Origin of the sequence: Protaetiibacter larvae (genome assembly GCF_008365275.1) — a bacterium.
Taxonomy (GTDB): Bacteria; Actinomycetota; Actinomycetes; order Actinomycetales; family Microbacteriaceae; genus Homoserinibacter; species Homoserinibacter larvae.
The window spans coordinates 1,650,604-1,674,978 of record NZ_CP043504.1; the positions used below are offsets into that span (position 1 = coordinate 1,650,604).

General features: G+C 67.5%; 17 protein-coding genes. 11 read left to right on the top strand and 6 right to left on the bottom strand.

Features of this window, described 5'->3' with window-relative positions; translation table 11 throughout:
• The first annotated feature begins 8 nt into the window (after window positions 1–8).
• Complete coding sequence (locus FLP23_RS07815) at window positions 9–962, top strand: L-lactate dehydrogenase (protein WP_149325334.1); 954 nt, start codon at window positions 9–11, stop codon at window positions 960–962.
• On the opposite strand, the gene FLP23_RS07820 is transcribed toward FLP23_RS07815, so the two are convergent.
• A complete protein-coding gene (locus tag FLP23_RS07820; protein WP_149325335.1) occupies window positions 955–3,324 on the bottom strand; it encodes an ATP-binding cassette domain-containing protein in 2,370 nt (789 codons plus the stop codon). The two genes, FLP23_RS07815 and FLP23_RS07820, sit on opposite strands and share 8 nt — an antisense overlap.
• Window positions 3,325–3,492: 168 nt before the next feature.
• Between FLP23_RS07820 and FLP23_RS07825 the strand changes: the two genes are divergently transcribed.
• From FLP23_RS07825 to FLP23_RS07840, 4 genes are read left to right on the top strand one after another with little or no spacing between them, the layout of a single operon-like run.
• Window positions 3,493–4,602, top strand: coding sequence for an ABC transporter substrate-binding protein (locus FLP23_RS07825; protein WP_149325336.1), 1,110 nt, complete (start codon window positions 3,493–3,495; stop codon window positions 4,600–4,602).
• A 2-nt stretch (window positions 4,603–4,604) separates the two neighbouring features.
• On the top strand, window positions 4,605–5,432 hold the full coding sequence (locus FLP23_RS07830; RefSeq protein ID WP_149325337.1) for an ABC transporter ATP-binding protein: 828 nt from the start codon (window positions 4,605–4,607) through the stop codon (window positions 5,430–5,432).
• Window positions 5,433–6,242, top strand: a complete 810-nt coding sequence (locus FLP23_RS07835) for an ABC transporter permease (protein WP_149325338.1) — start codon at window positions 5,433–5,435, stop codon at window positions 6,240–6,242.
• Window positions 6,239–7,138, top strand: a complete 900-nt coding sequence (locus FLP23_RS07840) for an ABC transporter permease (protein ID WP_149325339.1) — start codon at window positions 6,239–6,241, stop codon at window positions 7,136–7,138. The genes FLP23_RS07835 and FLP23_RS07840 overlap by 4 nt, the downstream gene beginning before the upstream one ends.
• A 16-nt stretch (window positions 7,139–7,154) precedes the next feature.
• On the opposite strand, the gene FLP23_RS07845 is transcribed toward FLP23_RS07840, so the two are convergent.
• Window positions 7,155–7,685 carry an adenine phosphoribosyltransferase gene (locus FLP23_RS07845; RefSeq protein WP_149325340.1) on the bottom strand — a complete coding sequence of 177 codons (531 nt, stop codon included), beginning with the start codon at window positions 7,683–7,685 and terminating at the stop codon, window positions 7,155–7,157.
• Between the two features lie 39 nt (window positions 7,686–7,724).
• Between FLP23_RS07845 and FLP23_RS07850 the strand changes: the two genes are divergently transcribed.
• On the top strand, window positions 7,725–8,837 hold the full coding sequence (locus tag FLP23_RS07850) for an endo-1,4-beta-xylanase (protein ID WP_149325341.1): 1,113 nt from the start codon (window positions 7,725–7,727) through the stop codon (window positions 8,835–8,837).
• 31 nt (window positions 8,838–8,868) lie between these two features.
• A complete protein-coding gene (locus FLP23_RS07855; protein ID WP_149325342.1) occupies window positions 8,869–10,671 on the top strand; it encodes a lipase family protein in 1,803 nt (600 codons plus the stop codon).
• A 15-nt stretch (window positions 10,672–10,686) separates the two neighbouring features.
• On the opposite strand, the gene FLP23_RS07860 is transcribed toward FLP23_RS07855, so the two are convergent.
• Together FLP23_RS07860 and FLP23_RS07865 are read right to left on the bottom strand one after the other, a co-directional pair.
• Window positions 10,687–11,415: a tyrosine-protein phosphatase gene (locus FLP23_RS07860; RefSeq protein ID WP_149325343.1), complete on the bottom strand. Its 729-nt coding sequence runs from the start codon at window positions 11,413–11,415 to the stop codon at window positions 10,687–10,689.
• A 126-nt stretch (window positions 11,416–11,541) separates the two neighbouring features.
• Complete coding sequence (locus FLP23_RS07865; protein WP_149325344.1) at window positions 11,542–12,657, bottom strand: glycosyltransferase; 1,116 nt, start codon at window positions 12,655–12,657, stop codon at window positions 11,542–11,544.
• Between the two features lie 652 nt (window positions 12,658–13,309).
• Here FLP23_RS07865 and FLP23_RS07870 point away from each other — a divergent pair.
• The 3 genes from FLP23_RS07870 (at window position 13,310) to FLP23_RS07880 (ending at window position 20,361) form a co-directional block, all read left to right on the top strand.
• A complete protein-coding gene (locus tag FLP23_RS07870) occupies window positions 13,310–16,390 on the top strand; it encodes a BPTD_3080 family restriction endonuclease (RefSeq protein ID WP_149325345.1) in 3,081 nt (1,026 codons plus the stop codon).
• On the top strand, window positions 16,390–19,020 hold the full coding sequence (locus FLP23_RS07875; RefSeq protein WP_149325346.1) for a site-specific DNA-methyltransferase: 2,631 nt from the start codon (window positions 16,390–16,392) through the stop codon (window positions 19,018–19,020). The genes FLP23_RS07870 and FLP23_RS07875 overlap by 1 nt, the downstream gene beginning before the upstream one ends.
• Before the next feature lie 654 nt (window positions 19,021–19,674).
• A complete protein-coding gene (locus FLP23_RS07880) occupies window positions 19,675–20,361 on the top strand; it encodes a hypothetical protein (protein ID WP_149325347.1) in 687 nt (228 codons plus the stop codon).
• On the opposite strand, the gene FLP23_RS07885 is transcribed toward FLP23_RS07880, so the two are convergent.
• Window positions 20,358–20,861 (bottom strand): GNAT family N-acetyltransferase, encoded by a 504-nt coding sequence (locus FLP23_RS07885; protein ID WP_149325348.1) that lies wholly within the window; start codon window positions 20,859–20,861, stop codon window positions 20,358–20,360. The genes FLP23_RS07880 and FLP23_RS07885 overlap by 4 nt on opposite strands.
• A complete protein-coding gene (locus FLP23_RS07890) occupies window positions 20,858–21,157 on the bottom strand; it encodes a type II toxin-antitoxin system TacA family antitoxin (protein ID WP_149325349.1) in 300 nt (99 codons plus the stop codon). Before FLP23_RS07890 ends, FLP23_RS07885 begins: the two co-directional genes overlap by 4 nt.
• A gap of 93 nt (window positions 21,158–21,250) precedes the next feature.
• Between FLP23_RS07890 and FLP23_RS07895 the strand changes: the two genes are divergently transcribed.
• Window positions 21,251–24,037, top strand: coding sequence for an ATP-dependent helicase (locus tag FLP23_RS07895; RefSeq protein ID WP_149325350.1), 2,787 nt, complete (start codon window positions 21,251–21,253; stop codon window positions 24,035–24,037).
• Window positions 24,038–24,375 lie beyond the last annotated feature (338 nt).

Below are 24,375 nucleotides of genomic sequence, written 5' to 3' on the forward strand. Positions count from 1 at the left end.
ATCGAGTCATGGCCGTCATCGAGAACGCGAAGCTGACCGTGATCGGAGCCGGGGCGGTGGGCACCTCGCTCGCCTACGCCGCACTCATCCGCGAATCCGCGCGGGAGGTGGCGCTCTACGACATCGACGCGGCGCGCGTCGAGGCCGAGGTGCTCGACCTCGCGCACGGCACGCCGTTCACGGGAGCCTCCCGGATCACGGGCGGAGCCGACCTGGATGTCGTCACCGATTCGAACGTGGTCGTCATCACCGCAGGCGCCAAGCAGAAGCCCGGGCAGACCCGGCTCGAGCTCGCCGGCGTCAACGTCGGCATCATCCGGGACCTCATGCCCGAACTCGTCGCGCGCGCCCCCAAGGCGGTGTTCGTGATCGTCTCGAACCCGTGCGACGTGCTCGCGGTCGCCGCCCAGCGGTATTCGGGACTGCCGGCCGCGCGGGTGTTCGCCTCGGGCACGGTGCTCGACTCGGCGCGCCTGCGCTGGCTGCTCGCGGAGCGGCTCGGTGTCGCGGCCTCGAGCACCCACGCCATGATCATCGGCGAGCACGGCGACTCGGAGTTCCCGTTCTGGTCGCAGGCCCGCATCGGACCGGTGCCGCTCAGCCACTGGGACGCCGGCGACGGCCCCCTGCCGCGCGCGGAGCTCGACCGCATCGCCGACGACGTCAAGAACGCCGCCTACACCGTGATCGCGGGCAAGGGCGCCACCAACTACGCGATCGGCCTCTCCGGCGCGCGCATCGTGGAGGCCGTGCTGCGCGACGAGGGCGCCGTGCTGCCCGTGTCGAGCGTGCTCGACGACTACCACGGGGTGAGCGGCGTCGCGCTCTCGGTGCCGAGCGTCGTGGACGCCACGGGGGTGCGGAACGTCATCGACGTGCCGTTCGATGCGGAGGAGCAGGAGCGCTTCGCCGCCTCCGCGGCGACCCTGCGCACCTCGCTCGAGAGCCTCGGGATCAGCTGACCGCTGCCGCGCCCAGGTAGGCGGCGAGGTGCTGGCCCGTGAGGGTCGCACGTGCCGCGACGAGCTCGGCGGGGGTGCCCTCGAACACGACGCGGCCGCCGTCGTGACCCGCGCCGGGGCCGATGTCGATGATCCAGTCGGCGTGCGCCATGACGGCCTGGTGATGCTCGATCACGACGACCGACTTGCCGGCGTCCACAAGCCGATCGAGCAGGCCCAGCAGCTGCTCGACATCCGCCAGGTGCAGACCCGTCGTCGGCTCGTCGAGGACGTAGACCTCGCCCGCCTCGGCCATCGCGACGGCGAGCTTGAGCCGCTGCCGCTCGCCGCCCGAGAGCGTCGTCAGCGGCTGGCCGATCGTGAGGTAGCCGAGCCCGACGTCGGCGAGCCGCTGCACGATCGCGAGTGCCGCCGGGATCCGCGCCTCGCCCGCGCCGAAGAACTCGACGGCCTCCGCCACCGACATCCCGAGCACCTCGCTGATGTCGCGCCCGCCCAGCCGGTACTCGAGCACCGAGGCGTCGAAGCGCTTGCCCTCGCACACCTCGCACGGCGTCGCGACCGTCGACATCGGCCCGAGGTCGGTGAAGATCACCCCCGCGCCGTTGCAGTTGGGGCAGGCGCCCTCCGAGTTCGCGCTGAAGAGCGCGGGCTTCACGCCGTTCGCCTTCGCGAAGGCCTTGCGCACGGGCTCCAGCAGACCCGTGTAGGTGGCCGGGTTGCTGCGCCGCGAGCCGCGGATCGCGCCCTGGTCGATCGACACCACGCCCTCGCGCGGCGACACCGAGCCGTGGATGAGCGAGCTCTTGCCCGAGCCGGCCACCCCCGTGACGACGACGAGCACGCCGAGCGGCACATCCACATCCACCTCGCGCAGGTTGTGGGTGCTCGCCCCCCGCACCTCCAGCACGCCCGTGCGCGAGCGCACGGAGTCCTTGAGGCGGGCCGTGTCGTCGAGGTGCCGACCCGTGAGGGTGTCGCTCGCCCGCAGCGCCTCGACCGTGCCCTCGAACACGATCTCGCCACCCGCGGTCCCGGCGCGCGGGCCGAGATCCACCACATGGTCGGCGATCGCGATCGCCTCGGGCTTGTGCTCGACGACGAGCACCGTGTTGCCCTTGTCGCGCAACTGCCGCAGCAGGGTGTTCATGCGCTGGATGTCGTGCGGGTGCAGGCCGATGGTGGGCTCGTCGAAGACGTAGCTGACGTCGGTGAGCGAGGAGCCCAGATGCCGGATCATCTTGGTGCGTTGCGCCTCACCGCCGGAGAGGGTGCCTGAGGGCCGGTCGAGGGAGAGGTAGCCGAGCCCGATGTCGACGAACGACTCGAGCAGCCGGCGCAGGTTCACCACGAGCGGCGCGACGGAGGGGTCGTCGATGCCGCGCACCCACTCGGCCAGGTCGCTGATCTGCATGGCGCACGCGTCCGCGATCGAGATGCCGTCGATCTTCGCGGCGCGAGCGCCCGCGTTCAGCCGGGTTCCGCCGCACTCGGGGCACGGGGTGAAGGTGACCGCGCGCTCGACGAAGGCACGCAGGTGGGGCTGCAGAGCGTCCACGTCCTTGGAGAGCACCGACTTCTGCAGCTTCGGGATGAGGCCCTCGTAGCTGATGTTGATGCCGCTGATCTTGACCTTGGTGAGCTCCTTGTAGAGCAGGTCGTGCAGCTCGGTCTCGCTGTAGTCGCCGAGCGGCTTGTCGGGGTCGAAGAAGCCCGACTCGGCGTAGAGCTTCACCGCCCAGCCGTCGGCCGTGTAGCCCGGCACCGTGATGGCGCCCTGCAGCAGCGACTTGGATGCGTCGTAGATCTGGGTGAGGTCGATGTCGTTGACCGAGCCCATCCCCTCGCAGCGCGGGCACATGCCGCCGAGTTGGCTGAAGGTGCGGGTGAGCTCGACCGAGCCGCCGCCCTTCTCGATCGTCATCTCGCCGCTGCCCTGCACGCTCGGGATGTTGAACGAGAACGCCTGCGGCGAGCCGATGTGCGGCTGCCCGAGCCGGCTGAACAGGATGCGCAGCATCGCGTTCGCGTCGGTCGCCGTGCCGACCGTGGAGCGGGCGTTCGCGCCCATGCGCTCCTGGTCGACGATGATCGCGGTCGTGAGCCCCTCGAGCACGTCGACGTCGGGGCGCGCGAGGGTCGGCATGAAGCCCTGCACGAAGGCGCTGTAGGTCTCGTTGATCATGCGCTGCGACTCGGCGGCGATCGTGCCGAACACGAGCGAGCTCTTGCCCGACCCGGAGACCCCGGTGAACACCGTGAGGCGGCGCTTCGGGATGTCGACGTCGATATCGCGCAGGTTGTTCTCGCGGGCGCCGCGCACCCGGATGAGGTCGTGCCGGTCGGCCGGATGGCTGGTCATACGCCGACGCTACCGGGCCGCACCGACACACCGCCTCCCCGGATCCGGGCGTGCTGAACAACCGTGTAACACCACGGAAACACCGCGGCACGGATGGCGAAACGTTGCCTCGCTAGCGTCAGCGGCATCACATTCCCGCTCCGCCCATCCGAAGGGATCCCCACCCGCATGGCATCCACCGCCGGCACCGCGCACCGCCGTCTCCGCCGCTCCGTCGCGGCCATCGCCGCCTCCGCGGCAACCGCCCTCGTCCTCGCCGCCTGCGCCGCCGGCGACACCCCCGAGCCGGGCGAGGCCGCCTCCTACGGCGAGATCAGCGTGCAGTACTCCTGGATCAAGAACGAGGAGTTCGCGGGCGAGTACTACGCCTACGACAAGGGCTTCTACGACGAGGCCGGCTTCGACGACGTCATCGGCATCTCGGGACCCGACACCGGGGTCGCCAAGCTGCTGTCGGGCACCGTCCAGGTCGCCCTCTCCGACGCGGCGTCGATCGGTGCGGCGATCGCCGAGCAGGACGCCCCGCTCAAGATCATCGGCGCGACCTTCCAGAAGAACCCGTTCACGATCCTCTCGCTCAAGGACGGCGCGGACATCGCGACCCCCGAGGACCTCATCGGCAAGAAGATCGGCGTGCAGGACTCCAACGCGAGCGTCTTCGCCGCCATCCTCGCCGCCAACGGCATCTCGCCCGACCAGGTGGAGGTCGTGCCGGTCGACTTCGACCCGACGCCGCTCATGAACGGCGACGTGGACGGATTCATGGCGTACCTCACCAACGAGGCGCTCACCGTGGAACTCGCCGGGTACGAGATCACCAACCTGCCCTACGCCGACAACGGCGTGCCCTATGTGGCGGAGACCTACTCGGTCACCGAGCAGTACCTCGCCGAGCACAAGGACCTGCTGAAGGCCTTCCTGATCGCCGAGATCAAGGGCTGGACCGAGGTGTTCCAGAACGACACCGAGACCACGGTGGCGCTCATCGAGAAGTTCTACAACCAGGCCGCCGCGGACAACGCCGAGGGCCTCGAGTCGGTCTTCGGAGCCCTCGACCCGGTGAAGACCGGTAAGGGACTCGAGGCCGAGAAGCTGCTCATCTCGACCGCCGACACCGAGGCCAACGGCCTGTTCACGATCAGCGACGAGCTCAAGGCGCAGACCGTCGCCTCGCTCGCCGCCGCCGGATGGGATGTGACCGTCGACGAGCTCTTCGACACGAGCATCATCGACGAGATCTACGCCGAGAACCCCGAGCTGAAGGCGTACCTTCCCTAGTCATGACGATCGACGCAACACCGGATGCCGGTGCCCCGACTGTCGCGGGCACCGGCATCCGGATCGCAGGCCTCAGCAAGTCGTTCGACGTCGGGCGGGGCCGCACCGTGCAGGCACTCCAGGACACCGAGCTGCACACCGAGCAGGGCTCGTTCCTCGCGCTGCTCGGGCCGTCCGGATGCGGCAAGTCGACGATCCTGCGCATCCTCGCCGACCTCGAGGAGCCCACAACGGGTGAGGTGCGCGTGGACGGCAGGACGCCGCGGGAGCTGCGCCGCGACAGCCAGCTCGGCATCGCCTTCCAGGACCACGCGCTGCTGCCGTGGCGCAGCGTGCGCGCCAACATCCGGCTGCCGTTCGAGGTGGCGGGTGCCAGGGTCGACGACGCGTACCTCGACGAGCTCATCGCGCTCGTCGGGCTCACCGGCTTCGAGAAGGCCAAGCCCGCGCAGCTCTCGGGCGGCATGCGGCAGCGCGTGTCGATCGCGCGTGCGCTCGCACTCAAGCCATCCGTGCTGCTGCTCGACGAACCGTTCGGCGCGCTCGACGACATGACGCGCCAGAACCTCAACCTCGAGCTGCTGCGCATCTGGACCGAGAAGCCCGCAACGACGCTGCTCGTCACCCACGGCATCGCGGAGGCGATCTTCCTCTCCGACCGGGTGGCCGTCATGTCGCCGAGGCCCGGGCGGGTGAAGGAGATCATCGAGGTCGACCTGCCCCGTCCGCGCACCCCCGACATGATGCGCAGCCCCGAGTTCCATGCGCTCGTCGACCGCGCATCCGAGCTGCTGTTCGGAGCCGACGGGCACGCCGAGGCGGAGTCCTAGGTGACCAGACGCACGGGCCTCCCCGGCTGGGCTGCGGCGCTCATCGGCGCCGTCGTGCTCGTCGCGGCGTGGTGGGTGCTGTCGGCGACGGTGTTCACCCCGCCGCCCGGCACCGACTTCACCCCGGTGCCGACGCCGCTCGCCGTCGTGCAGCAGCTCGTCGCCGACGGACCCGCCGCATACTGGTCGGTCTTCCAGGTGACGATCACCGAGGCCCTCATCGGCTTCGCCTGGGGCAACGGCGTCGCGCTGCTGCTCGCCTCGACCGTGCTGCTGCTGCCGCGCATCGAACCGGTCGTCACCCAGATCGCCGTCGTCTCGTACTGCCTTCCCGTGGTCGCCGTCGGGGGCATCGCGATCGTCGTGCTCGGTGGAGCGAAGCAGCCCGGCGACCCGTCCAGCACGGCCGTCTTCCTCGCGGCACTCGCCGTGTTCTTCACGACCGTGGTGGGCGCGCTCGCCGGCTTCCGGGCGGCGGATCGCGCCAGCATCGACGTGGTCCGGGTGTTCGGCGGCGGTCGCTGGACGCAGCTCACCAAGGTGCGGCTGATCGCGGCAGCCCCCGCGATCCTCAATGCGCTGCAGATCGCGGTGCCGAGCGCGTTCCTCGGCGCGGTGCTGGGGGAGTACATGGGGGCGACCGACCGCAGCGTCGGCATCACCCTCATCCGGCTGCAGGGCAACCTCGACTCGACCCGGGTCTGGGCGGTGTTCCTGCTGTGCGCGCTCGTCGCGCTCGTCGGCTACGCCGTCGTGGGCCTGCTCGCGCGGTTCGTGACGCCGTGGGTGTCGGGGCGGAGCGCCTCGTGACGCTCGCGACCTTCGGTGCCGTCACCTCGCCCGAGCAGGATGCCGCGGTGCGTCGCCAGGTGCGTCGCGATCGCGGGCGCGCGCTCGGTCGCTCGGTCGGTCGGGCGCTCGTCAACGCGGCGCTCACCTTCGCCATCGTGCTGCTGCTGTGGCAGGGGATCGTGAGCCTCACCGGCATCTCGCCCTACGTCGCGAAAGGCCCGCTCGACGTCTGGGACTACCTGTTCGTGGATGCGCCGGGCGTCGACCCCGAGAAGTCGGCGGCCGCGCACCGCGCGGCGCTCCTGCCGCTGCTCGGCACCACCCTGCAGGATGCCGCCCTGGGCTGGGTGGTCGGCATGGCGGTCGCGATCGTGCTCGCCGTGCTGTTCTCGCTCTCGCGTGCCATCGAGGCGGGGGTCGTGCCGCTCGCCCTCGTGCTGCGCACCGTGCCGCTCGTGTCGATCGCGCCCGTCATCATCCTGTTGACGGGGCGCGGCACGACCGCGTCGGTGGCGGTCATCGGCTCGATCGTCGTGCTGTTCCCGGCGCTCGCGTCCGTGCTGTTCGGGCTCTCGCGCGCCAACCGCGAGAGCCTCGACCTCGTCGCCGTGTACGGAGGCGGACGGTTCACGCAGTTGCGGAAGGTGAGCATCCCGGGCGCGCTGCCGTCGCTGTTCGTCGCCGCCCGCGTCTCGGTGCCGGGGGCCGTGACGGGGGCGCTGCTCGCCGAGTGGCTGTCGACCGGAACCGGCATCGGCGGCATGATCCAGAAGTTCTCCGCCTCCGCGCGTTTCGACGAGCTCTGGGCGTCGGTCGCGCTCATCACGGTCGTCACCCTGCTGCTCTACAACGTCGTGCAACTGATCGAGAACGTCGTGCTGGCGCGCATGGGGATGGCCGCGACGCTTCGCTGAGCGCCGCGCGGTGCGATCACGCCTGCTGGAGCACGTGCACCTCGCCGCCCGCGAGTCGTGCGCGACCCTGCAGCCCGGTGAGTTCGAGCACGACCGCGGTACCCGCGAGCACCCAGCCGGCGCGCTCGATGAGGCGCTGCGAGGCGGACAGCGTGCCCCCGGTGGCGAGCACGTCGTCGACGAGGAGCACGCGCGAGCCGGCGGGCAGCTGGTCGGCGTGCACTTCGAGCGTCGCGTCGCCGTATTCGAGGGCGTAGCTCTCACGCAGAGTCGCGCCAGGCAGCTTGCCCGCCTTGCGCACGAGCAGCAGGCCGTGCCCACTGCGGGCGGCTGCTGCGGCGGCGAGCGCGAAACCGCGTGCCTCGACGCCCGCGATCACCTCGAAGCCGTCCGCGAACGGCGCGACCAGCGCATCCGCGACGGCCGCCAGCGCCGGCCCGTCGGCGAACACCGGGGTGAGGTCGCGGAACAGGATGCCGGGCTCCGGGAAATCGGGCACCGTGCGGACAAGGGCGTCGAGGTGCTCTGCGGCGCTGCGTTCGGTCACCGGCCCAGGGTACGCGTCGCACCCGGGTACACTCGCCCAATGCCCGCAATGTCGCGTTCGCTTTTGCTCGCCGGGGCCACGCTGTGCGCGCTCGTGCTGGGCGGCTGCACGGCGCCGACCCCCGAGCCCGCGCCCCCGACGAACGGGTCGACATCCCCGGCCGAGGCCCGTTTGCGCGATGCCGCACCCGCCGGCCTCGTGATCGGTGCCGCTGTCGCCGGCGGCGGGCATCATGTCTCGGCGGGCTACCCCGACCCGTTCCCGAACGACCAGGCCTATCGCGAGCTGCTCGCGGGGGAGTTCTCCTCGCTCACCCCCGAGAATCAGCTCAAGTGGGAGTTCGTGCACCCCGCGCGGGACGAGTACCGCTTCGGCCCCGCCGACGACATCGTGTCGTTCGCCGAGGAGCACGGGCAGGCGGTGCGCGGCCACGCCCTGCTCTGGCACAGCCAGAACCCCGCCTGGCTCGCGGACGGCGAGTTCAGCGACGAGGAGCTGCGCGCGATCCTGCACGAGCACATCACGACGGTCGTGGGTCGCTACGCGGGGCGCATCGCGCAGTGGGACGTCGCGAACGAGATCTTCGGCGACGACGGCGCGCCGCGGAGCGAGAACCTCTGGATCGCGCGCCTCGGCATCGGGATCGTCGGCGATGCATTCCGCTGGGCGCATGAGGCGGATCCCGCGGCGGTGCTGTTCCTCAACGACTACGGCATCGAATCCCGCGGCCCGAAGGCCGACGCCTACCTCTCCCTCGCGCAGCAGCTGCTCGCGGACGGCGTACCGCTCGGCGGGCTCGGCGTGCAGGGGCACCTGAGCATGAGCTACCCGCAGCCGAGCGCCGTCGCGGAGAACCTCGCGCGCTTCGCCGAGCTCGGGCTCGCCATCGCCGTCACCGAAGCCGATGTGCGGATGCCGCTCGACGGCGCGCCCACCCCGACGCAGCTCGCCCAGCAGTCGCAGTGGTTCGCGGACCTGGTAGAGGCGTGCCGCGCGACGGGACGCTGCACCTCGTTCACGGTCTGGGGCGTGGGCGACCACTACTCGTGGGTGCCCTCGGTGTTCCCCGATGAGGGAGCGGCGACGCCGTGGTGGGAGGACTTCAGCCGCAAGCCCGCCTACGACGGGCTGTTCGAGGCGCTGAACCGCTAGTCGGGGCGCCGACATGCGCTAGACAGGGGGTGTGGTGCGTCTCGGCGGATGGTTCTCGCGGCTCCCGCGATGGGCGCGCGCGATCGTCGGCATCCTCGCGATCGCCCTCGGGGCGGTCATCATCTCCCGCCCGACCACCTCGCTCGACCTGCTCGCCTGGCTCATCGGGGCCGGTCTCGTGCTCTCGGGCGCACTCGAGCTGATCGCGCGGGCGGAGGCGGCGGACCCGGACGCCGACGACGCGGTGCCGAGTCGGTGGCAGCTGGTGAAGGCGATCGTCTGGGTCGTCGCGGGCGTCCTGGTGCTCGTGCTGCCGGGCCTCACCGTGCGACTCGTGGCGGTGATCGTGGGCGTCGCGCTCATCGTGAACGGCGTGCTGTCGATCGCCGCAGGCTTCCGCGGCCGGATCACCCTGGATGCCCGCATCGCGTCCTTCGCCTTCGGCGCCGCGGGGATCGTCTTCGGCGTGCTCGCGCTCGTCTGGCCCGACATCACTCTGCTGATCGTCGCGGTCGTGTTCGGCGCGCGGCTCGTCATGGCGGGGCTCGTGGAGCTCTGGCACGCGATCCGCGGGCGACGCTCGACGCGCCCGCAGACGGACGTCGACGCCCCGCCCCGCGGATGGCGGCGCTGGGCGCGCACGATCGCCGCGGTGCTCGCGCTCGCGCTCGCGGCGGGCGCCGCCTCGGTGAGCGGCAGTCTGCTGCAGGGGTCGCCCGTCGTCGACGAGTTCTACGCGCCGCCGCGCGTGGTGCCGGACGAACCGGGCCAGCTGATCCGCTCCGAGCCGTTCACCCGCGATGTGCCGTCGAACGCGCTCGGCTGGCGCATCCTCTACACGACCACCCGGGGCGACGGCAGCGCAGCGGTCGCGAGCGGCATCGTCGTGGTGCCGCGCGACGGTGACGGGGCGTGGCCGGTCATCGACTGGACGCACGGCACGACCGGTTTCGCGGAGAACTGCGCGCCGTCGCTCGCCGAGCATCCCTTCGAATCGGGCGCCCTCTTCGTGCTCGACCAGGTGATCGACAACGGCTGGGCGCTCGTCGCGAGCGACTACATCGGCCTCGGCACCCGCGGCCCGCACCCGTACCTGATCGGGCCCGACACGGGCCACGCGGCGCTCGACGCCGCACGCGCGGCGCGGCAGCTGTCGGCCGCGCGCCTCGGCGACGTCCATGTGGTGTGGGGGCACTCGCAGGGCGGCGCGGGAGCACTCTGGACGGGCGCGCTCGCCGAGGAGTACGCCCCCGAACTCGACATCGCGGGCGTCGCCTCGCTCGCACCGGCGAGCGACCTGCCCGCGCTCGTGCGGCACCTGCCCGAGATCACCGGTGGCAGCGTGTTCGCCTCCTACGTCATCGCCGCGTACACCGCGATCTATCCCGACGTGAACGCGCGCGACTTCGTGCGGCCCGGGGCGCGGGTCACCGTGGAGCAGATGGCGCGGCGCTGCCTCGCGGAACCGGGCGTGTTCGTGTCGGTGCTCAACGCGCTCGCGCTGTCGCGGGACCCGGAGATCTTCTCTCAGGACCCGACACAGGGGGTGCTCGGCGAACGGCTCGCACAGAACGTGCCGCCGCCGACGATCTCGGCCCCGCTGCTGCTCGCGCAGGGCGCCGCCGATCCGCTCGTGATCCCCGCCGCCCAGAGGGCTTACGCCGACGCCCTCTGCGCCGCGGGTCAACAGCTCGACTACCGCGATTTCGCGGGTCGCGACCATGTGGCGCTCGTGGAGCCCGACTCGCCGCTCATCCCGGAGCTGTTCCAATGGACGAAGGACCGCCTCGCGGGGGAGCCGGTCGAGACGGGGTGCGTCTTCAGCGAGCGATAGCCGCGTGCGCGGCGCTCACCGGTCGAGCCTGCGGTGCAGGCGATCGACCACGCCGGCATCCACGCCCGCGGTCTCGAGGTAGCCCTGCACCGAGCCGTGCTCGGCGTCGATCCAGGCGAAGGTGTCGAGCAGTGCCGGCGCGGGGGAGCCGGTGAGCAGTTCACGGAGCTCGTCGCCGATCGTGGGGCGGTAGCGTGCCACCCGGCGCAGCATCGCCTCCGACCATTCGCCGGCGAGGTTGCCTTCGCTGAGTGCGTAGTCGGCGACGACGCGCTCGGGTTCCACGTCGAGGGCGCGCAGGATGAGCGCCACGACGAGACCCGTGCGATCCTTGCCCGCGGTGCAGTGCACGACGACCGCGCCGTCCGCGTCGGCGACCGCGCGGATCGTCTCGCCGAGCTGCGCCCGGTGGTTCTCGAGGATCGAGCGGTACACGGAGCGGATGGTGAGCGTGGAGGGGTCCGTGCCGCGCCCGGCGCCGTGGATGGGGATCGCGCGATACTCGGCGCCCACCCCGCGCAGCCGGTCGCGGCCGCCGAAGCGGCGGTCGAAGTCGGAGCGCAGGTCGATCACGAGCCGCACGTCGAGCTCGGCGAGGGCGCGGCGGCCGGCGGGCGCCAGACGGTGCAGCGAGTCGGAGCGGTAGAGGCGGGCCTCGCGGATGAGGCCGGGGGCGACCGGGCGGAAGTTGTAGGTGCCGGGCAGCTCGATCCGCGTGCCGTGCGGGGTGGGATCGAGGCTCACCCCCCGACTCTACGGCTCCCCGTTTTCGCCGCCGAGCGCGAGTGCCCTTACGCGACGAAGGTGAGCCGTGATCACCGGATCCTCCGGCCGCGTCGGCGACACCTGGATGCTCCACGAGGACGCGGTCTAGCGTCCGGCGAGCACCCGCTGCTCGAGGAGATCGGCGGCGACCGCGGCACCGCGCTGGGCGCGCAGCCGCTCCCCGGTGCGGGCGGCGGCGGCGCGGACCGCGTCGTCGGCGAGCAGTTCGCGCACGGTGTCCCGGATGCGTTCGACGGGCGCGGTGCGCGGCAGCACCCGCCCCAGCCCGGCCGTCTCGACCACGCCGCCGATGAGCCGCTGGTCGGAGGCCGGGTTCATCGGCAGCACGAGCAGCGGGATGCCGTGGGCCAGGGTCTTGAGGGTCGTCGAGTGGCCGCCGTGGCCGACCACGAGGTCGACGTGGGGGAGCAGTTCGGCGTGCGGCACCCGGCCGCGCACCTCGACGTTGGGCAGCGGCGCGAGCTCCCCCTCAAGGTCGACGCCGCCGGTGGTGACGATCGCCCGCACCGGCAACCCGCCGAGCGCCGCCACGATCCGTCGGTAGACCTCGAGCTGCCCGCTCTGCCACGCCGAGCTGAGGCTCACGAGCACGAGCGGCGGTGCGCCCGGCGTGCGCGATGCGGGCGGGGCGCCGGGTTCCGTGGTGCCGACCCAGTCGAACGCCGGCACATCGCTGCGCGACCCGGCGGGGTCGAGCTGACGGTCGGTGGGCAGGATCCGTGCCGCCGCCGCGCCCCACAGCGTCGCCGGGCGCATCCCGAAGGGCCGCATGAGCACATCCACGGGGCCGCGGGTGGCGCCGTCCGCCCAGAACGCGCCGAGCGAGTGGAACAGCACGACCGTCGGCACCCCGCTGCGGAGTGCATGTTTGAGTGCGCGCAGCATGATGCCGTCGAGGATGACGGCATCCGGGCGACCCTCGGCGATCAATGCGCGCACCTCGCGCGTCACGGCAGCGCTCATGCCGAGCCGGGAGAGCGCCCGCAGCTGGCCGACGGTGCCCGTGGCGCGGGTGATGTCGACATCGTCGAACGACTGCAGCGGCACCTCGACCACCCCAGTGGGTTGCGGGTCGCCGGGCCGAGCGCGCACGCCCGCGAGCGTCACGCGATGCCCCCGACGCGCGAGCTCGTCCGCGATGGCGAGGGCGGGCGGCACATTGCCGCCCACATCGCCGCCGATCATCAGGACCTCCGACATGCCGCGAGCCTAGGGGAGCGTCGCCGATTCGGCTCGAGACAACGAGAGAGGGCCGCCCGAAGGCGACCCTCTCTCGTGACGTCGGGCTGACAGGATTTGTCCCCACCGCCACCCCGAACGCGGCTTCGCCGCGCCCGGGGCCCCGTGGCGGCGTGGGCCCACCTGCTCGCAGGTGCAAGCCGATTCGGCTCGAGACAACGAGAGAGGGCCGCCCGAAGGCGACCCTCTCTCGTGACGTCGGGCTGACAGGATTTGAACCTGCGACCCCTTGGAGAAATCCCTGGTCAGAGGGTTGTTTTCCGAAGTCCTGGACGCTCGCGGGTTCCCTGTTTCCGACTGGGAACCGGGCGGTTCACCTGATCCCGAGTGTAGATGATCCTTCCCAGTTGGCGCGGGACCATCAAGATGAGTAGCTGCGCAGCGAACTCTCCTGCCGAGATCGCGGATCGTCTCCCCAGTACCCACGCTGCCGAGATCGAGGGGCGAACGGAACTGCGTTGGATAAGGCACCCCCGAACGGGGGCAACCTCACGCCTCCCCCACATTGCCGATTTCTCAGGAGTGTCCGCACCCTGCGGTAGCGTCGCAAGCGGGGAAGAAATCTATGCGCATTCCCGAAGAAGGGGCAGCCCGGAAAGGAGTCGAGAGCAGCATGGACGCACTCGCGAGTCCGGTGATCAACTCGCCGTATGACGAGCCCCTGCGCCATTTCGCCCTTGACGACTCCGGCCGTCCGACCGGCGAGATCACCGACACTCGCCGCCGCAGCGAGTTTTTCGTCCCGGTCCCGAAGCCGAAGAAGGGTAAGAAGGCAGCCGACGCCCAGCTCGCTTTCGACCTGATCGAGGAGAAAGTCGAGCGCAATGACGCCATCGACCAGCTCCGCGAAGAGCTCCGCCGCTGGCGGCAGCTCGGCTACCCTGGCGTCACCCCGATCAGCCGGAAGCTCCTCGAGCATTGGGCAGACCCGCAGAGGGAGAACCGCATCCTCTTCGCCCAGCGCGAGGCGGCAGAGACAGCGATCTACCTGGCGGAAGTGGCTGGCAAGGATAAGTACGCGAGCCGCATCGCCGCGCAGTGGCAGGACACCCTCGAGGCGCAGAACGCGACGCACAACTCCGGCCTGCCTCGCCGCGCGCTAAAAATGGCGACCGGCGCCGGCAAGACCGTGGTGATGTGCATGCTCATCGCCTGGCAGAGCCTGAACAAGTCGCACGCGCCACACGACGCTCGCTTCACGCAGCGGTTCCTCGTGGTCACGCCGGGCATCACGATCCGCGACCGGCTTCGAGTGCTGCAGCCCGGCGACCCGGGCAACTACTACGACGCGCGAGGCCTCGTCCCGCCGGACCTCCGCCAGCAGCTCAACGCCGCGGCGATCGCGATCGTGAACTACCACCAGTTCATGCCTCGCGACTCGAAGGAGATCAAAGGCATTGCATCCGGCACCCGCAAGCTCCTGCTCGCGGGTAAGACCGAAGACCCCTTCAAGGAATCCCCGCAGGCTGTCATCCAGCGCGTGCTGAAGCAACTGCCGGGCAAGGGCGACGTCATCGTGCTGAACGACGAGGCGCACCACTGCTACCAGCCGCGCAACCCCGAGGACGATCTCGCCGACCTCGCGGGCGAGGACAAGAAGGACGCGCTCGCTGCGAACGATGACGCGAAGGTCTGGTTCAAGGGCCTCGTCGACCTGCGCCGCTACAACGGCGTGAAGGCGATCTACGACCTCTCGGCCACGCCGTTCTACCTCGCCGGCTCCGGCTGGTCGGAGGGGCTTATCTTCCCCTGGGTCGTCAGCGACTTCTCGCTGATGGACGCGATCGAGTCCGGCATCGTGAAGGTGCCGCGCCTGCCGGTCGACGACGACGCGGCCGGCGATCAGGTCAGCTACCTGCATCTCTACGACCAGATCAAGGACGACCCTGCGTGGCCGAAGACGGTGAAGGCGGCGAAGGCGATCAGCCCGGCAGAGTGGGTGATGCCCGCCGTGCTCGAGGGCGCGCTCCGCAGCCTCTACAAGTCGTACGAGCGCGCCTACCAGGGCTGGGAGCGAAACCTCAAGGACCAGGGCGAGCCGCCACCGGTGATGATCGTGGTCGCTCCTAATACGGTCGCCTCCAAGCTCATCTACGACTGGATCGCCGGCTACGAGCTGACCGAAGGTGATCAGTCGAAGCAAGTCGATGGTCAGCTTCCGCTCTTCAGCAATGTCGACCACGGCACGCCGTTGTCACGGCCCCGCACGATCGTCGTCGACTCGAAGCAGCTCGAGTCCGGCGATGCAATGAACGCCGAGTTCAAGGACGCCGCCGCCGATGAAATCGAGCTCTTCAAGGCCGAGTACCGCAAGCAGCACGGCTCCGCCGAGGACATCACCGACGCTGATTTGCTCCGCGAAGTGATGAACACCGTCGGCAAGAAGGGCCGCCTCGGCGGCGATATCCGCTGTGTCGTCTCCGTCTCCATGCTCACCGAAGGCTGGGATGCGAATACGGTGACGCACATCCTCGGCGTCCGGCCCTTCCGAAGCCAGCTGCTGTGCGAGCAGGTCGTCGGCCGGGGTCTGCGCCGCCGCGACTACTCGGTCGACCCGGAGACCGGACTCTTCGGCGCCGAGTACTCGAACGTGTACGGCATCCCGTTCTCCTTCATCCCCGGTGACGCGCCGACGACCGACCCGAAGCCGCTCGACCCGCCCACGCGCGTCCAGGCGCTCGAGTCTCGCGCCCATCTCGTTATCGACTTCCCGCTCGTCGGCGGCTATCGGATCGAGATGCCGGACGTGCCGCTGATCTTCGACACGACGGCGGCCGCCTCGCTGACCATCGGCTCGCAGACCGTGCCGAGCTGGGTCAAGAACGAGGGCATCGTCGGCGAAGGTGAGCAGATCGACGGCATCGCCGAGATCCGCGAGCAGGAGATCGCCTTCCGGGTCGCAAGTCGGGTGCTGAAGTCCTTCTTCACCAGCCAGGGCGATGCCCGGCCGTGGCTGTTTCCGCAGCTCGTCGACATCACGAAGCGGTGGCTCGCGGCGAAGCTGCACATCGAGTCCGGCTACTCGATCGGCTACTTGAGCCTGGCGGAGCCGCAGCAACTCGCCGCCGAGGCGATCTACCACGCAATCAGCCGCCTCGAGGACGACACCGCGCGACGTACCCTCGTCCGCCCGATCCTCCGGAACCCGCCGATGGCGAGCACGGACGGCGTCTGGTTCGACACCCGGAAGAAGACCTTTGAGACGACCGGCTCGCATGTCTCCCACGTCACCCTCGATGGGAAGGACGGCAACGCCTGGGAGCGGCGGATCGCCTCGGTTTGCGAGACGCTCGTGCTGGACGGCGAGCTGGCGAGCTACGTGAAGAACGACCACCTCGGATTCACGATCCCGTACGTACACAAAGGTCGTAGCCACGAGTACTGGCCGGACTTCCTGCTGCGCCTCGCACCAGTCGAGGACGAGGACCTCACTCGCACGCTGATCGTCGAGGTCTCCGGCAGTCAGAAGTCGCCCGGACCGACGAAGGAGAAGGCGCGCACCGCCCGCGACTCCTGGTGCGCCGGAGTGAACAACCACGGCGGCTTCGGCCGCTGGGGCTATATCGAGCTTGGTAAGGCTGAAGTGGACGATGCCGAGCACGTCCTTCGAGAGGCGCTCCGCCAGCATCGCGCCGACGCACCGATTGTCGGCGACCCCGACCTGCTCAGCCGCTTCATCCGAGAGGGAGTCTGATGGCCCGCGTTTCTAAGCCGAAGGAGCCGCCCGAGGTCATCGCCTACGACCACGATGAGAAACGGACGAATATCCCGACCGCGGACGCCGCCGTCGACTTCTTCGACGAGGACGCCGCAAAGCTGCCGCCCGTGGAGTACGAGCGGGTGATCACTGACCCTGAGCTCGTCTGGCGAGGCAAGACCGATGCTCCGCTCGTCGTCGACGCTCCGCCCATCTACATCCAGGAGAAGATCGACCCCCGAGCCCTGATCGCGAACCTCCGCGCCCACTCGAAGCCGGCTACGACCGACGAAGCTCCGAGCCTGTTCGACTTCGAGGAGTTCGACACCCTTGACGAGCTGAGCCAGGTCGAGTTCTACCAGCACGAGGAGTCCTGGAAGAACCGCATGATCCTCGGCGATTCGCTTCAGGTCATGGGTTCCCTCGCCGAGCGTGAGGCGCTCCGGGGCAAGGTCCAGATGATCTACGTCGACCCGCCCTACGGCATCAAGTTCGGGTCGAACTGGCAAGCGCGCACGAACAAGCGCGATGTGCGGGACGGCAAGCTCGACGACGCCGCCCGCGAGGCGGAACAGATTAAGGCATTCCGCGATACGTGGGGCGACGGAATCAACACGTATCTTTCGTATCTGCGCGATCGACTCGTGACTTCGTTCGACCTGCTCGCCGACAGCGGCAGCGTCTTCGTCCAAATCGGGGACGAGAACGTACACCTCGTTCGAAGCCTGCTCGATGAGGTATTTGGTCGCGATAACTTGGTCAGCGAGATCGCGGTTACGAAGACGACAAGTGCGACTTCGGAGTACCTCGCCAACATCACCGACTACATCCTCTGGTACGCGAAAGACACCACTCGGCTGAAGTTTCGTTCGATGTGGATCCCAGCGGCGGATGACAGAACCGGATATCGGTGGCTTCGCCTCGCCGACGGGACCCGGCGCTCAGCCACCGCTGGAGAACTAGCCGACGAGACTCTGATTCCTGCTGGAGCCAGTGTTTACAAACCAGATAACCTCACGAGCTCGCGACCGCCGGGGTCCTATCCGGTCGAGTTCGAGGGAAAGACCTATTACCGCCCGACCTCGTTTTGGAAGACGCACGAGCAGGGCATGCAGCGTCTCATTGTGGCTGGCCGAATTCACTCGGCCGCCAACTCGATCCAGTACATCCGGATGAAGGATGACTTCCCGTATCGCACGGTCACCAATGTGTGGACGGATATGGGCACGGGGAACTTCACCGAAGACAAGATCTACGTTGTCCAGACCGCCGCCAAGATGGTTCAGCGCTGCATGCTCATGTGCACCGACCCCGGCGACCTCGTGCTCGACCCGACCTGCGGATCCGGGACGACCGCGTTCGTCGCCGAGCAATGGGGGCGGCGTTGGATCACGATCGACACCTCGCGGGTCGCCCTCGCGCTCGCCCGGAAGCGGATCATGGGCGCCAAGTACCCGTATTACTCGCTCGCCGACAGCGAAGAGGGTCGGAAGGCCGACGGTCTGCCGCCGGCAACGACGACCGAAGACTTGCGCCACGGCTTCGTTTACAAGAAAGTCCAGCACATCACGCTGAAATCGATCGCGAACAACCCCGACATCAAGGAGGGGATGTCTCGCGAGGAGATCGACGCGGCGATTAAGAAGCACGCTGACTTCGAACTGCTCTACGATCAGCCGTTCGAGGACAAGTCGAAGGTGCGGGTCGCTGGCCCCTTCACGGTCGAGTCGCTGTCGCCGCATCGGAACGTGTCCTTCGACGAGGCGGAGTCGCTGCACGGCAGCGAGGACGAGGCCGTGGCCGGATTCGAGGAGATGATTCTCGCGAACCTCCGCCGTGCGGGCATCCAGAACGGCCGCCGTGCAGAGCGTATTGAGTTCGAGTCGCTGGAGCAGTACCCCGGCACCTACGTCCAGGCGATCGGTGACCGCAAGAACGGCACGGAGCCGACATCCCGCGTCGCGATCGCTCTCGGTCCGCAGTACGGCACGGTGAGTCCTGGCTTCATCAAGCAGGCTGCCAAGGAGGCGATCCTGGACGACTCGGTCGACCTGCTCTGCGTCCTCGGGTTCGCCTTCGACCCTCAGGCGACCGGTGTCACCGAGGAGGACGGCGTGACCGTCGTCGAGGAGTTCGCCTCCGTCGAGGGCGAGCGCAAGCTCGGCCGCATCCAGGTACTCCTTGTCCGCATGAACGCTGATCTCCTCATGGGCGAGGACCTGAAGAAGACCGGCTCCGGCAACCTCTTCACCGTCTTCGGCGAGCCCGACCTCGAGGTCCACCATGTGGACGAAGGCAAGTTCGTCGCGGAGATCCGGGGCGTCGATATCTACGACCCGACTACCGGCGAGGTTCGTGCCTCCACGACCGACCAGATCGCCCTCTGGATGATCGACACCGACTACAACGGCGAGTCCTTCTTCGTCCGTCACGCCTACTTCACCGGCGACAACGACCCCTTCAAGCAGCTCAAGACTGCCCTAAAGGCCGACATCGATCCCGACGCGTGGGCCGCCCTCTACCGCACGGTGTCGCTGCCCTTCAACCCGCCCTCCACCGGCAAGATCGCCGTCAAAGTTATCAACGACTACGGCGACGAAGTCATGAAAGTCCTCGAGGTCGGCTAATGCGCCGAGGCATCCGTGACTGATCTAACCGAGGCGGCTTTCGAGCGATTAGCACTCGACTGCGAGTCAGAGGGCCACGCGCTCTGCTCGGGGACTCTCGAATGCCAGCTATTACTGGAGCAGCATCGCGCCCGTCTTGACCGTAAGGCGGCGGCAGCACAGTTCGATGCTGGTCGCGAACGCGCAAGTATCCGAGGCCAACAACCAGCGCACACCTGGAGCACTTCGGCACTCTTACGCACTGCAACGGAATTGCTACTACGCCCTCCAGTGAATGACATGCTTTGGCGTTCAATCGCAATCACCACCGCCCTGGCTCGCCTTGGCGAACGGGGCCTGTCAGCGGACGCCGTTGTCCGTACCTGCATTGGTCCAATTCTGATCCGGAGGATTCTGAGAGACACCGGCCTCTTCTGGAGTGCTCATCGCAATAGCGATATCCCGCAGGACCAGATACCTGAGGTTCTCCGGCCATGGTGCAGGATCTTTGACGCGGAAGACTCACTCACGGGCTTGGTGCAACCACTCGCAACCCATGCCGCTTATGTCGCTGCGATGAGTTCTCCGGGGCGGTTGGCGAATTCGTGGTTACAGACCGCGTCAGTCGCGCACATTGCAGACTGGCGCATCGAGAACTATCTAGAAGTGCGACGCGTGCCGAGCGATCTCGTGCTGTCGGGCGGGACAGACGCAACGAGGTGGGTCTATGAGCGGCTCGCCACCACATATCTCAATGAGTGGCATGTCGAGTCGCTCAGCTGGGAGCTGATCTTTAATCGCGACGCGGAGGGCGCCGCGCTCGCCGCCGGCGTCAGTGAAAGCATCCTCAGCGAACGCGTCACAACGAATGATCTCGTAATCGACGCTTTGCGACAAAAATTGACTGCTCCCCGGCCCTTCGAAGAGCTCGAACCAGGTCTAGACGCAAACGCCGCGATTGCCTCTCTCGGCCTCATGCTCGAAAAGGGATTGATCGACGGCGCGCGATCCATGGCGAGGCGACTGCATGAAGCACGCCCTGGAGACACCTTTCTGGCATTCGCGTATGCGTTCTGCTCGATTCCTACCGACCCTGCGGGAGCGCGCAATGTTTTAATAGGACTCGACCTGGGGACTGCGCTCGAAATGGCGGCCCTACGTGCTATTGATCTAGCTACTTGCGCCCTGTTCGAGCAAGACTTGCTATCAGCCCGAGACGCATTCGGTGCAGGCGCAAACCCATTGCCCGAGCACACGGCCTGGCTCTGGGATCCAGTTGAAGCGTCGCAAGGTCGAGCGATCCTCCAATACGGCACACTCGATTCCTGGGCAAAACGGTTCGCCGAGATCGAACCTAGCTAGCCAACATAGGACCGCAACGCCTTCATCGGAGCAACAAGGTGGAGTTCATCCACTGGCGACTGGAGGAAGTCGCCGTTGGCTAGATAGAAAGCGCGAGCACTCTCATCGCGACAGTGAATGAGAACAGCCGCAGCCCCGATGCTTTCGCTGAGGCCGACCGACCGGAGTAGTGCGTCACGAAGCAGTTCCCAACCGAGACCCTGCCCCGCAAATCTCTTGTCGACTGCGAGCCTTGCGAGAAGGATGCACGGGATCTGCGCAGGGCGGGATCCCTTGAGCATTGCAGGCGGGGCCGCAGCCTTCTCGATCGCTGCCATGGTGATCGAGTAGTAAGCAACCACGCGGGTGCCATCGGTAATGACATAGGTGATCGCGTTGTTAGCTGCCTGGTTCTCCCATGCGTATTTCGCGAACCACTCATCGAGCTCAGCGGCTCCGCTCTCGAATCCGACTCGGACGTCTGTCTTTTCGAGCTTTCGCGGTGGTGTGAGTTGGCTCATCCAGCTTCGGCGAAGCGCGAACGACGAGCGAACAGTCGGTCAAACTTTGCTGTCGAAGGAAGCGGCTCATCCAGCAGACGAAGGAATTCTGCGTACTGCTCCTCGGTCGCACTGAACCAACGACGATCTGCGAGCACCCGCTGCGCTTGCTCGACCGCGCTACTCAGAATGAAATCCGTGAGACTGTGGTCGGTAGCTTCTGCAGCACGGCGGAGCACTGCCTCTTGTCGCTCGGTCGCGCGGAGGTTGATGCGCTGGTTCTTCGTCGAACGCGGCTCAGTCGTGATGTCAGGCATGACACTCTCCTTTTCCGTACTCACACTGTACGTACGGATTGGTTACCAGTCAAGCTGACTCGCATGTCGGCGCCCATCGCTACCTTGATAACAATGCCCGCTTACACCGCCCAACAACAGTCTGCGATCGACGAACTCGAGCGCCCGCTGCAACTCGTCGCATGCGCCGGCTCCGGCAAGACGCAGGTGATCTCGCAGCGGATCTCGCGCATCCTTGGGCAGCCCGGAGTCCGCCCAGCAAACATCATCGCGTTCACCTTCACGGAGAAGGCAGCTGCAGAGCTCAAGGAGCGCATCCACCGGATCGTGCATGAAGAGCACGGAGACCTGCCAGGGCTGGCGGAGATGTACGTCGGCACGATGCACGGATACGCGCTGAACCTGCTACAGACTTACGTGCCTGAAGCGTTCAAGTACGGCGTACTCACCGACATCACACAACGCCTCCTCATCGACCGCGAGTCGACCAAGTCGGGCCTGACAACCTGCCCCGCGACGGCCCCGAGCCGACCGACGCTGTGGCGCTACGCAGATTCGAAGCTCTATATGCAGGTGCTCGGCATCTTGCAGGAGGACGAGGTCGACTTCGACCTGGTACCCGACGGTGTCACAGAGAGTCTCGGCTCCTACCTCACCTTGCTCGCACAGAAGAAGTACTTCGACTACACAGCGATGATCGCGAACGCGGTCGCCTTCCTCGAAGGCGACCCAGATGACGAGGAGCTGTCGTCACCGGAGCGAGAGCTGCTGCGGCACATCCGCGAGGACGTTCGCTACGTCGTCGTCGATGAGTACCAGGACGTCAATCCGCTCCAGGAGAAGCTCATCGCCGGGCTTGTGCGCTGGGGTGCGAACCTCTGTGTCGTCGGCGACGACGACCAGACCATCTACCAGTGGCGCGGCTCCGAGGTCTCGAACATCCTCACCTTCGCTGACCGTCACGAGGCGGTCCGAACGATCGAGCTCGCTGACAACTTCCGGTCCTCGAAGGGCATCGTTCGGCTGGGCCGCATGATCGCCGAGTGGCTCCCGCCCGAGGAGCGGCTGTCGAAAGCTATGGAGTATGCCTCGCACCAGGACTGGGAGAAGGGCGACCTCCTTGCGCTGGAGCATGCCGACCCGGACGCCGAAGCCGCGTGGATCGCTGACCGCATCGAGGCGCTCCGAGGCATGCCATTCGTTGACACGCCTGATGTTGCGCCCCGCGGACTGTCCTGGTCCGACTGCACGGTGCTGTACCGGACGGTGAAGGACGCGGAACCATTGGTCGATGAGCTACGCCGCCGAGGCATCCCGTACATCATCAAGGGACTGGCACGGCTCTTCGATGCGCCTGAGGTGCAGGCGCTCGTCGGGATGTTCCGCTTCATGCTCAGAGAGATCGATGAATCGACGCTCCGGATGCTCTTCGACGATGCCGACCTGCTAGGCAATCCGGGCCTGCTGAGCCGCGGCATCCGTCAGCTGGAGGAAGGTGCCGACTTCTCCGCAGGCGAGCGCTGGGGCAGCTACAACATCCAGCGCCTCTACCTCGACGTACTCGAGGCGCTCGACATCCGCGAGACGACGATCCCAGGCACCCCAGCTCGAGCCGAACTGGTGATGTATCAGCTCGGGAAGTTCTCCCAGGTGATCTCGGACTTCGAAGCCATCAACTTCTCCTCTGAGCCAGCCCGAAAGTACGAGGGCTTCGTCAAGTTCCTCACCGACGACCGGCAGGCACCGTCCTATTACGAAGAGGCTGACGAGGACGCGGGCTACGCGACGCCCGATGCTGTGACGATCACGACCGTTCACCGCTCAAAGGGGATGCAGTGGCCAGCGGTCTTCGTGCCGGCCCTGCGGAAGAACCGATTCCCGCTGCGTCGGATGGGTGGGCTGAATGTATTCCACGTGATCCCGCAGGAAGCCGTGCCACACGGCGATCGCTACCGGGGTGGGCTGTCCGAGGAAACTCGGCTCTTCTACGTCGCGGTCACCCGAGCGCAGAAGTACCTCTATCTGTCGTGGGCGCCGATCGCTTCGAATCAGCAGGCTCGGAGCCGCTCCGACTTCTTCCGTGACGCGGCGAAGTCCGACTGGGTGCTGACAGCCGACCCGGGACTGCCTCCGGCGGCGCGGCTCGTGCCGACATCGCGTATCGAAACCCCGGCGATCACCATCTCATTCTCCGAGCTCAAGTACCTGCTCGAGTGCCCGTACCAGTTCAAACTGCGCTTCATGTACGGCTTCAATCCGCCCATCCATGAGGCGCTCGGCTACGGGAAGGGGCTCCACGACGCTCTCGCTGAGATGCACAAGCGAGCGATCGCCGGAGACTTGCCGACGAAAGCCGAGGTCGCGGATCTCATTGATCGGCATCTGCACACGCCCTACGCCTACCCGACCCTGCGGGAGCAGTTGCGGAAGTCAGCTGAGAAGGCGTTGTCCCGCTACTTCGACGAGCATGGCGGCGACCTCACCCGGACGATTCACTCCGAGAAGCAGATCGAAGTCATCGTCGCGCCGGGCGTCACCGTGAACGGGCGGATCGATCTCATCAAGCGCCTCGAGACAGACGAGGTCTCGATCGTCGACTTCAAGTCGACCGAGGATGCACAGGCAACGGTGACAACCCGTGATCAGCTTTCGGTCTACGCGCTCGGCTACCAAGAGCTCACGGGTGAATCAGCCGACCGCATCCAGGTGCTCAACCTCGACGAGAAGGGCGATCACTTGAACGAACCAGTGGATGCCGCTCTGCTCGCCTCAATCAGGTCGAAGATCGAAACCGTGGCGGAGGACATCCGAGTTGACCACTTCCCTTGCGGCCACGACCACTCGAAGGACACGGCGTTCAACGACCTGGCTTGGTTGACGACAGGGGCGCTACCTACCTAAATGGCGCATCACTTCAAGAGCAAGTTGAAGGTTTGCGGCGTGTCGTGGCGCCGACGAGGCCTCCTTGAGGCTGAATATGTGCTGTAGAACTCTCTGGATTTCCGGCGTGTCGCAAGCGGCGAGCGTCGGAAGTCGGCTCTACCGTTGTCGCATGGCATAGCCGACGCGACCTTGTCACCATCAGGAGTCAGACCGCAGCGGCTAAGCCGTAAGGAAAGTTCTGCCCTGACACCGCGCGAACAGTGCCAGGGCAGAGCCGGCCTGAAGGCGCGGCGGTGACTTGTTAGGGTCCCCAGTAGCGTAACGAAGTCCACTGGGTGAACGGTTCTCCCACTTCG

Bases quoted from the DNA above. Each gene is read 5' to 3' on its own strand.
- FLP23_RS07815 (WP_149325334.1), top strand. From the start codon at position 9: ATGGCCGTCATCGAGAACGCGAAGCTGACCGTGATCGGAGCCGGGGCG.
- FLP23_RS07820 (WP_149325335.1), bottom strand. From the start codon at position 3,324: ATGACCAGCCATCCGGCCGACCGGCACGACCTCATCCGGGTGCGCGGC.
- FLP23_RS07825 (WP_149325336.1), top strand. From the start codon at position 3,493: ATGGCATCCACCGCCGGCACCGCGCACCGCCGTCTCCGCCGCTCCGTC.
- FLP23_RS07830 (WP_149325337.1), top strand. From the start codon at position 4,605: ATGACGATCGACGCAACACCGGATGCCGGTGCCCCGACTGTCGCGGGC.
- FLP23_RS07850 (WP_149325341.1), top strand. From the start codon at position 7,725: ATGCCCGCAATGTCGCGTTCGCTTTTGCTCGCCGGGGCCACGCTGTGC.
- FLP23_RS07865 (WP_149325344.1), bottom strand. From the start codon at position 12,657: ATGTCGGAGGTCCTGATGATCGGCGGCGATGTGGGCGGCAATGTGCCG.
- FLP23_RS07870 (WP_149325345.1), top strand. From the start codon at position 13,310: ATGGACGCACTCGCGAGTCCGGTGATCAACTCGCCGTATGACGAGCCC.
- FLP23_RS07875 (WP_149325346.1), top strand. From the start codon at position 16,390: ATGGCCCGCGTTTCTAAGCCGAAGGAGCCGCCCGAGGTCATCGCCTAC.
- FLP23_RS07885 (WP_149325348.1), bottom strand. From the start codon at position 20,861: ATGAGCCAACTCACACCACCGCGAAAGCTCGAAAAGACAGACGTCCGA.
- FLP23_RS07890 (WP_149325349.1), bottom strand. From the start codon at position 21,157: ATGCCTGACATCACGACTGAGCCGCGTTCGACGAAGAACCAGCGCATC.
- FLP23_RS07895 (WP_149325350.1), top strand. From the start codon at position 21,251: ATGCCCGCTTACACCGCCCAACAACAGTCTGCGATCGACGAACTCGAG.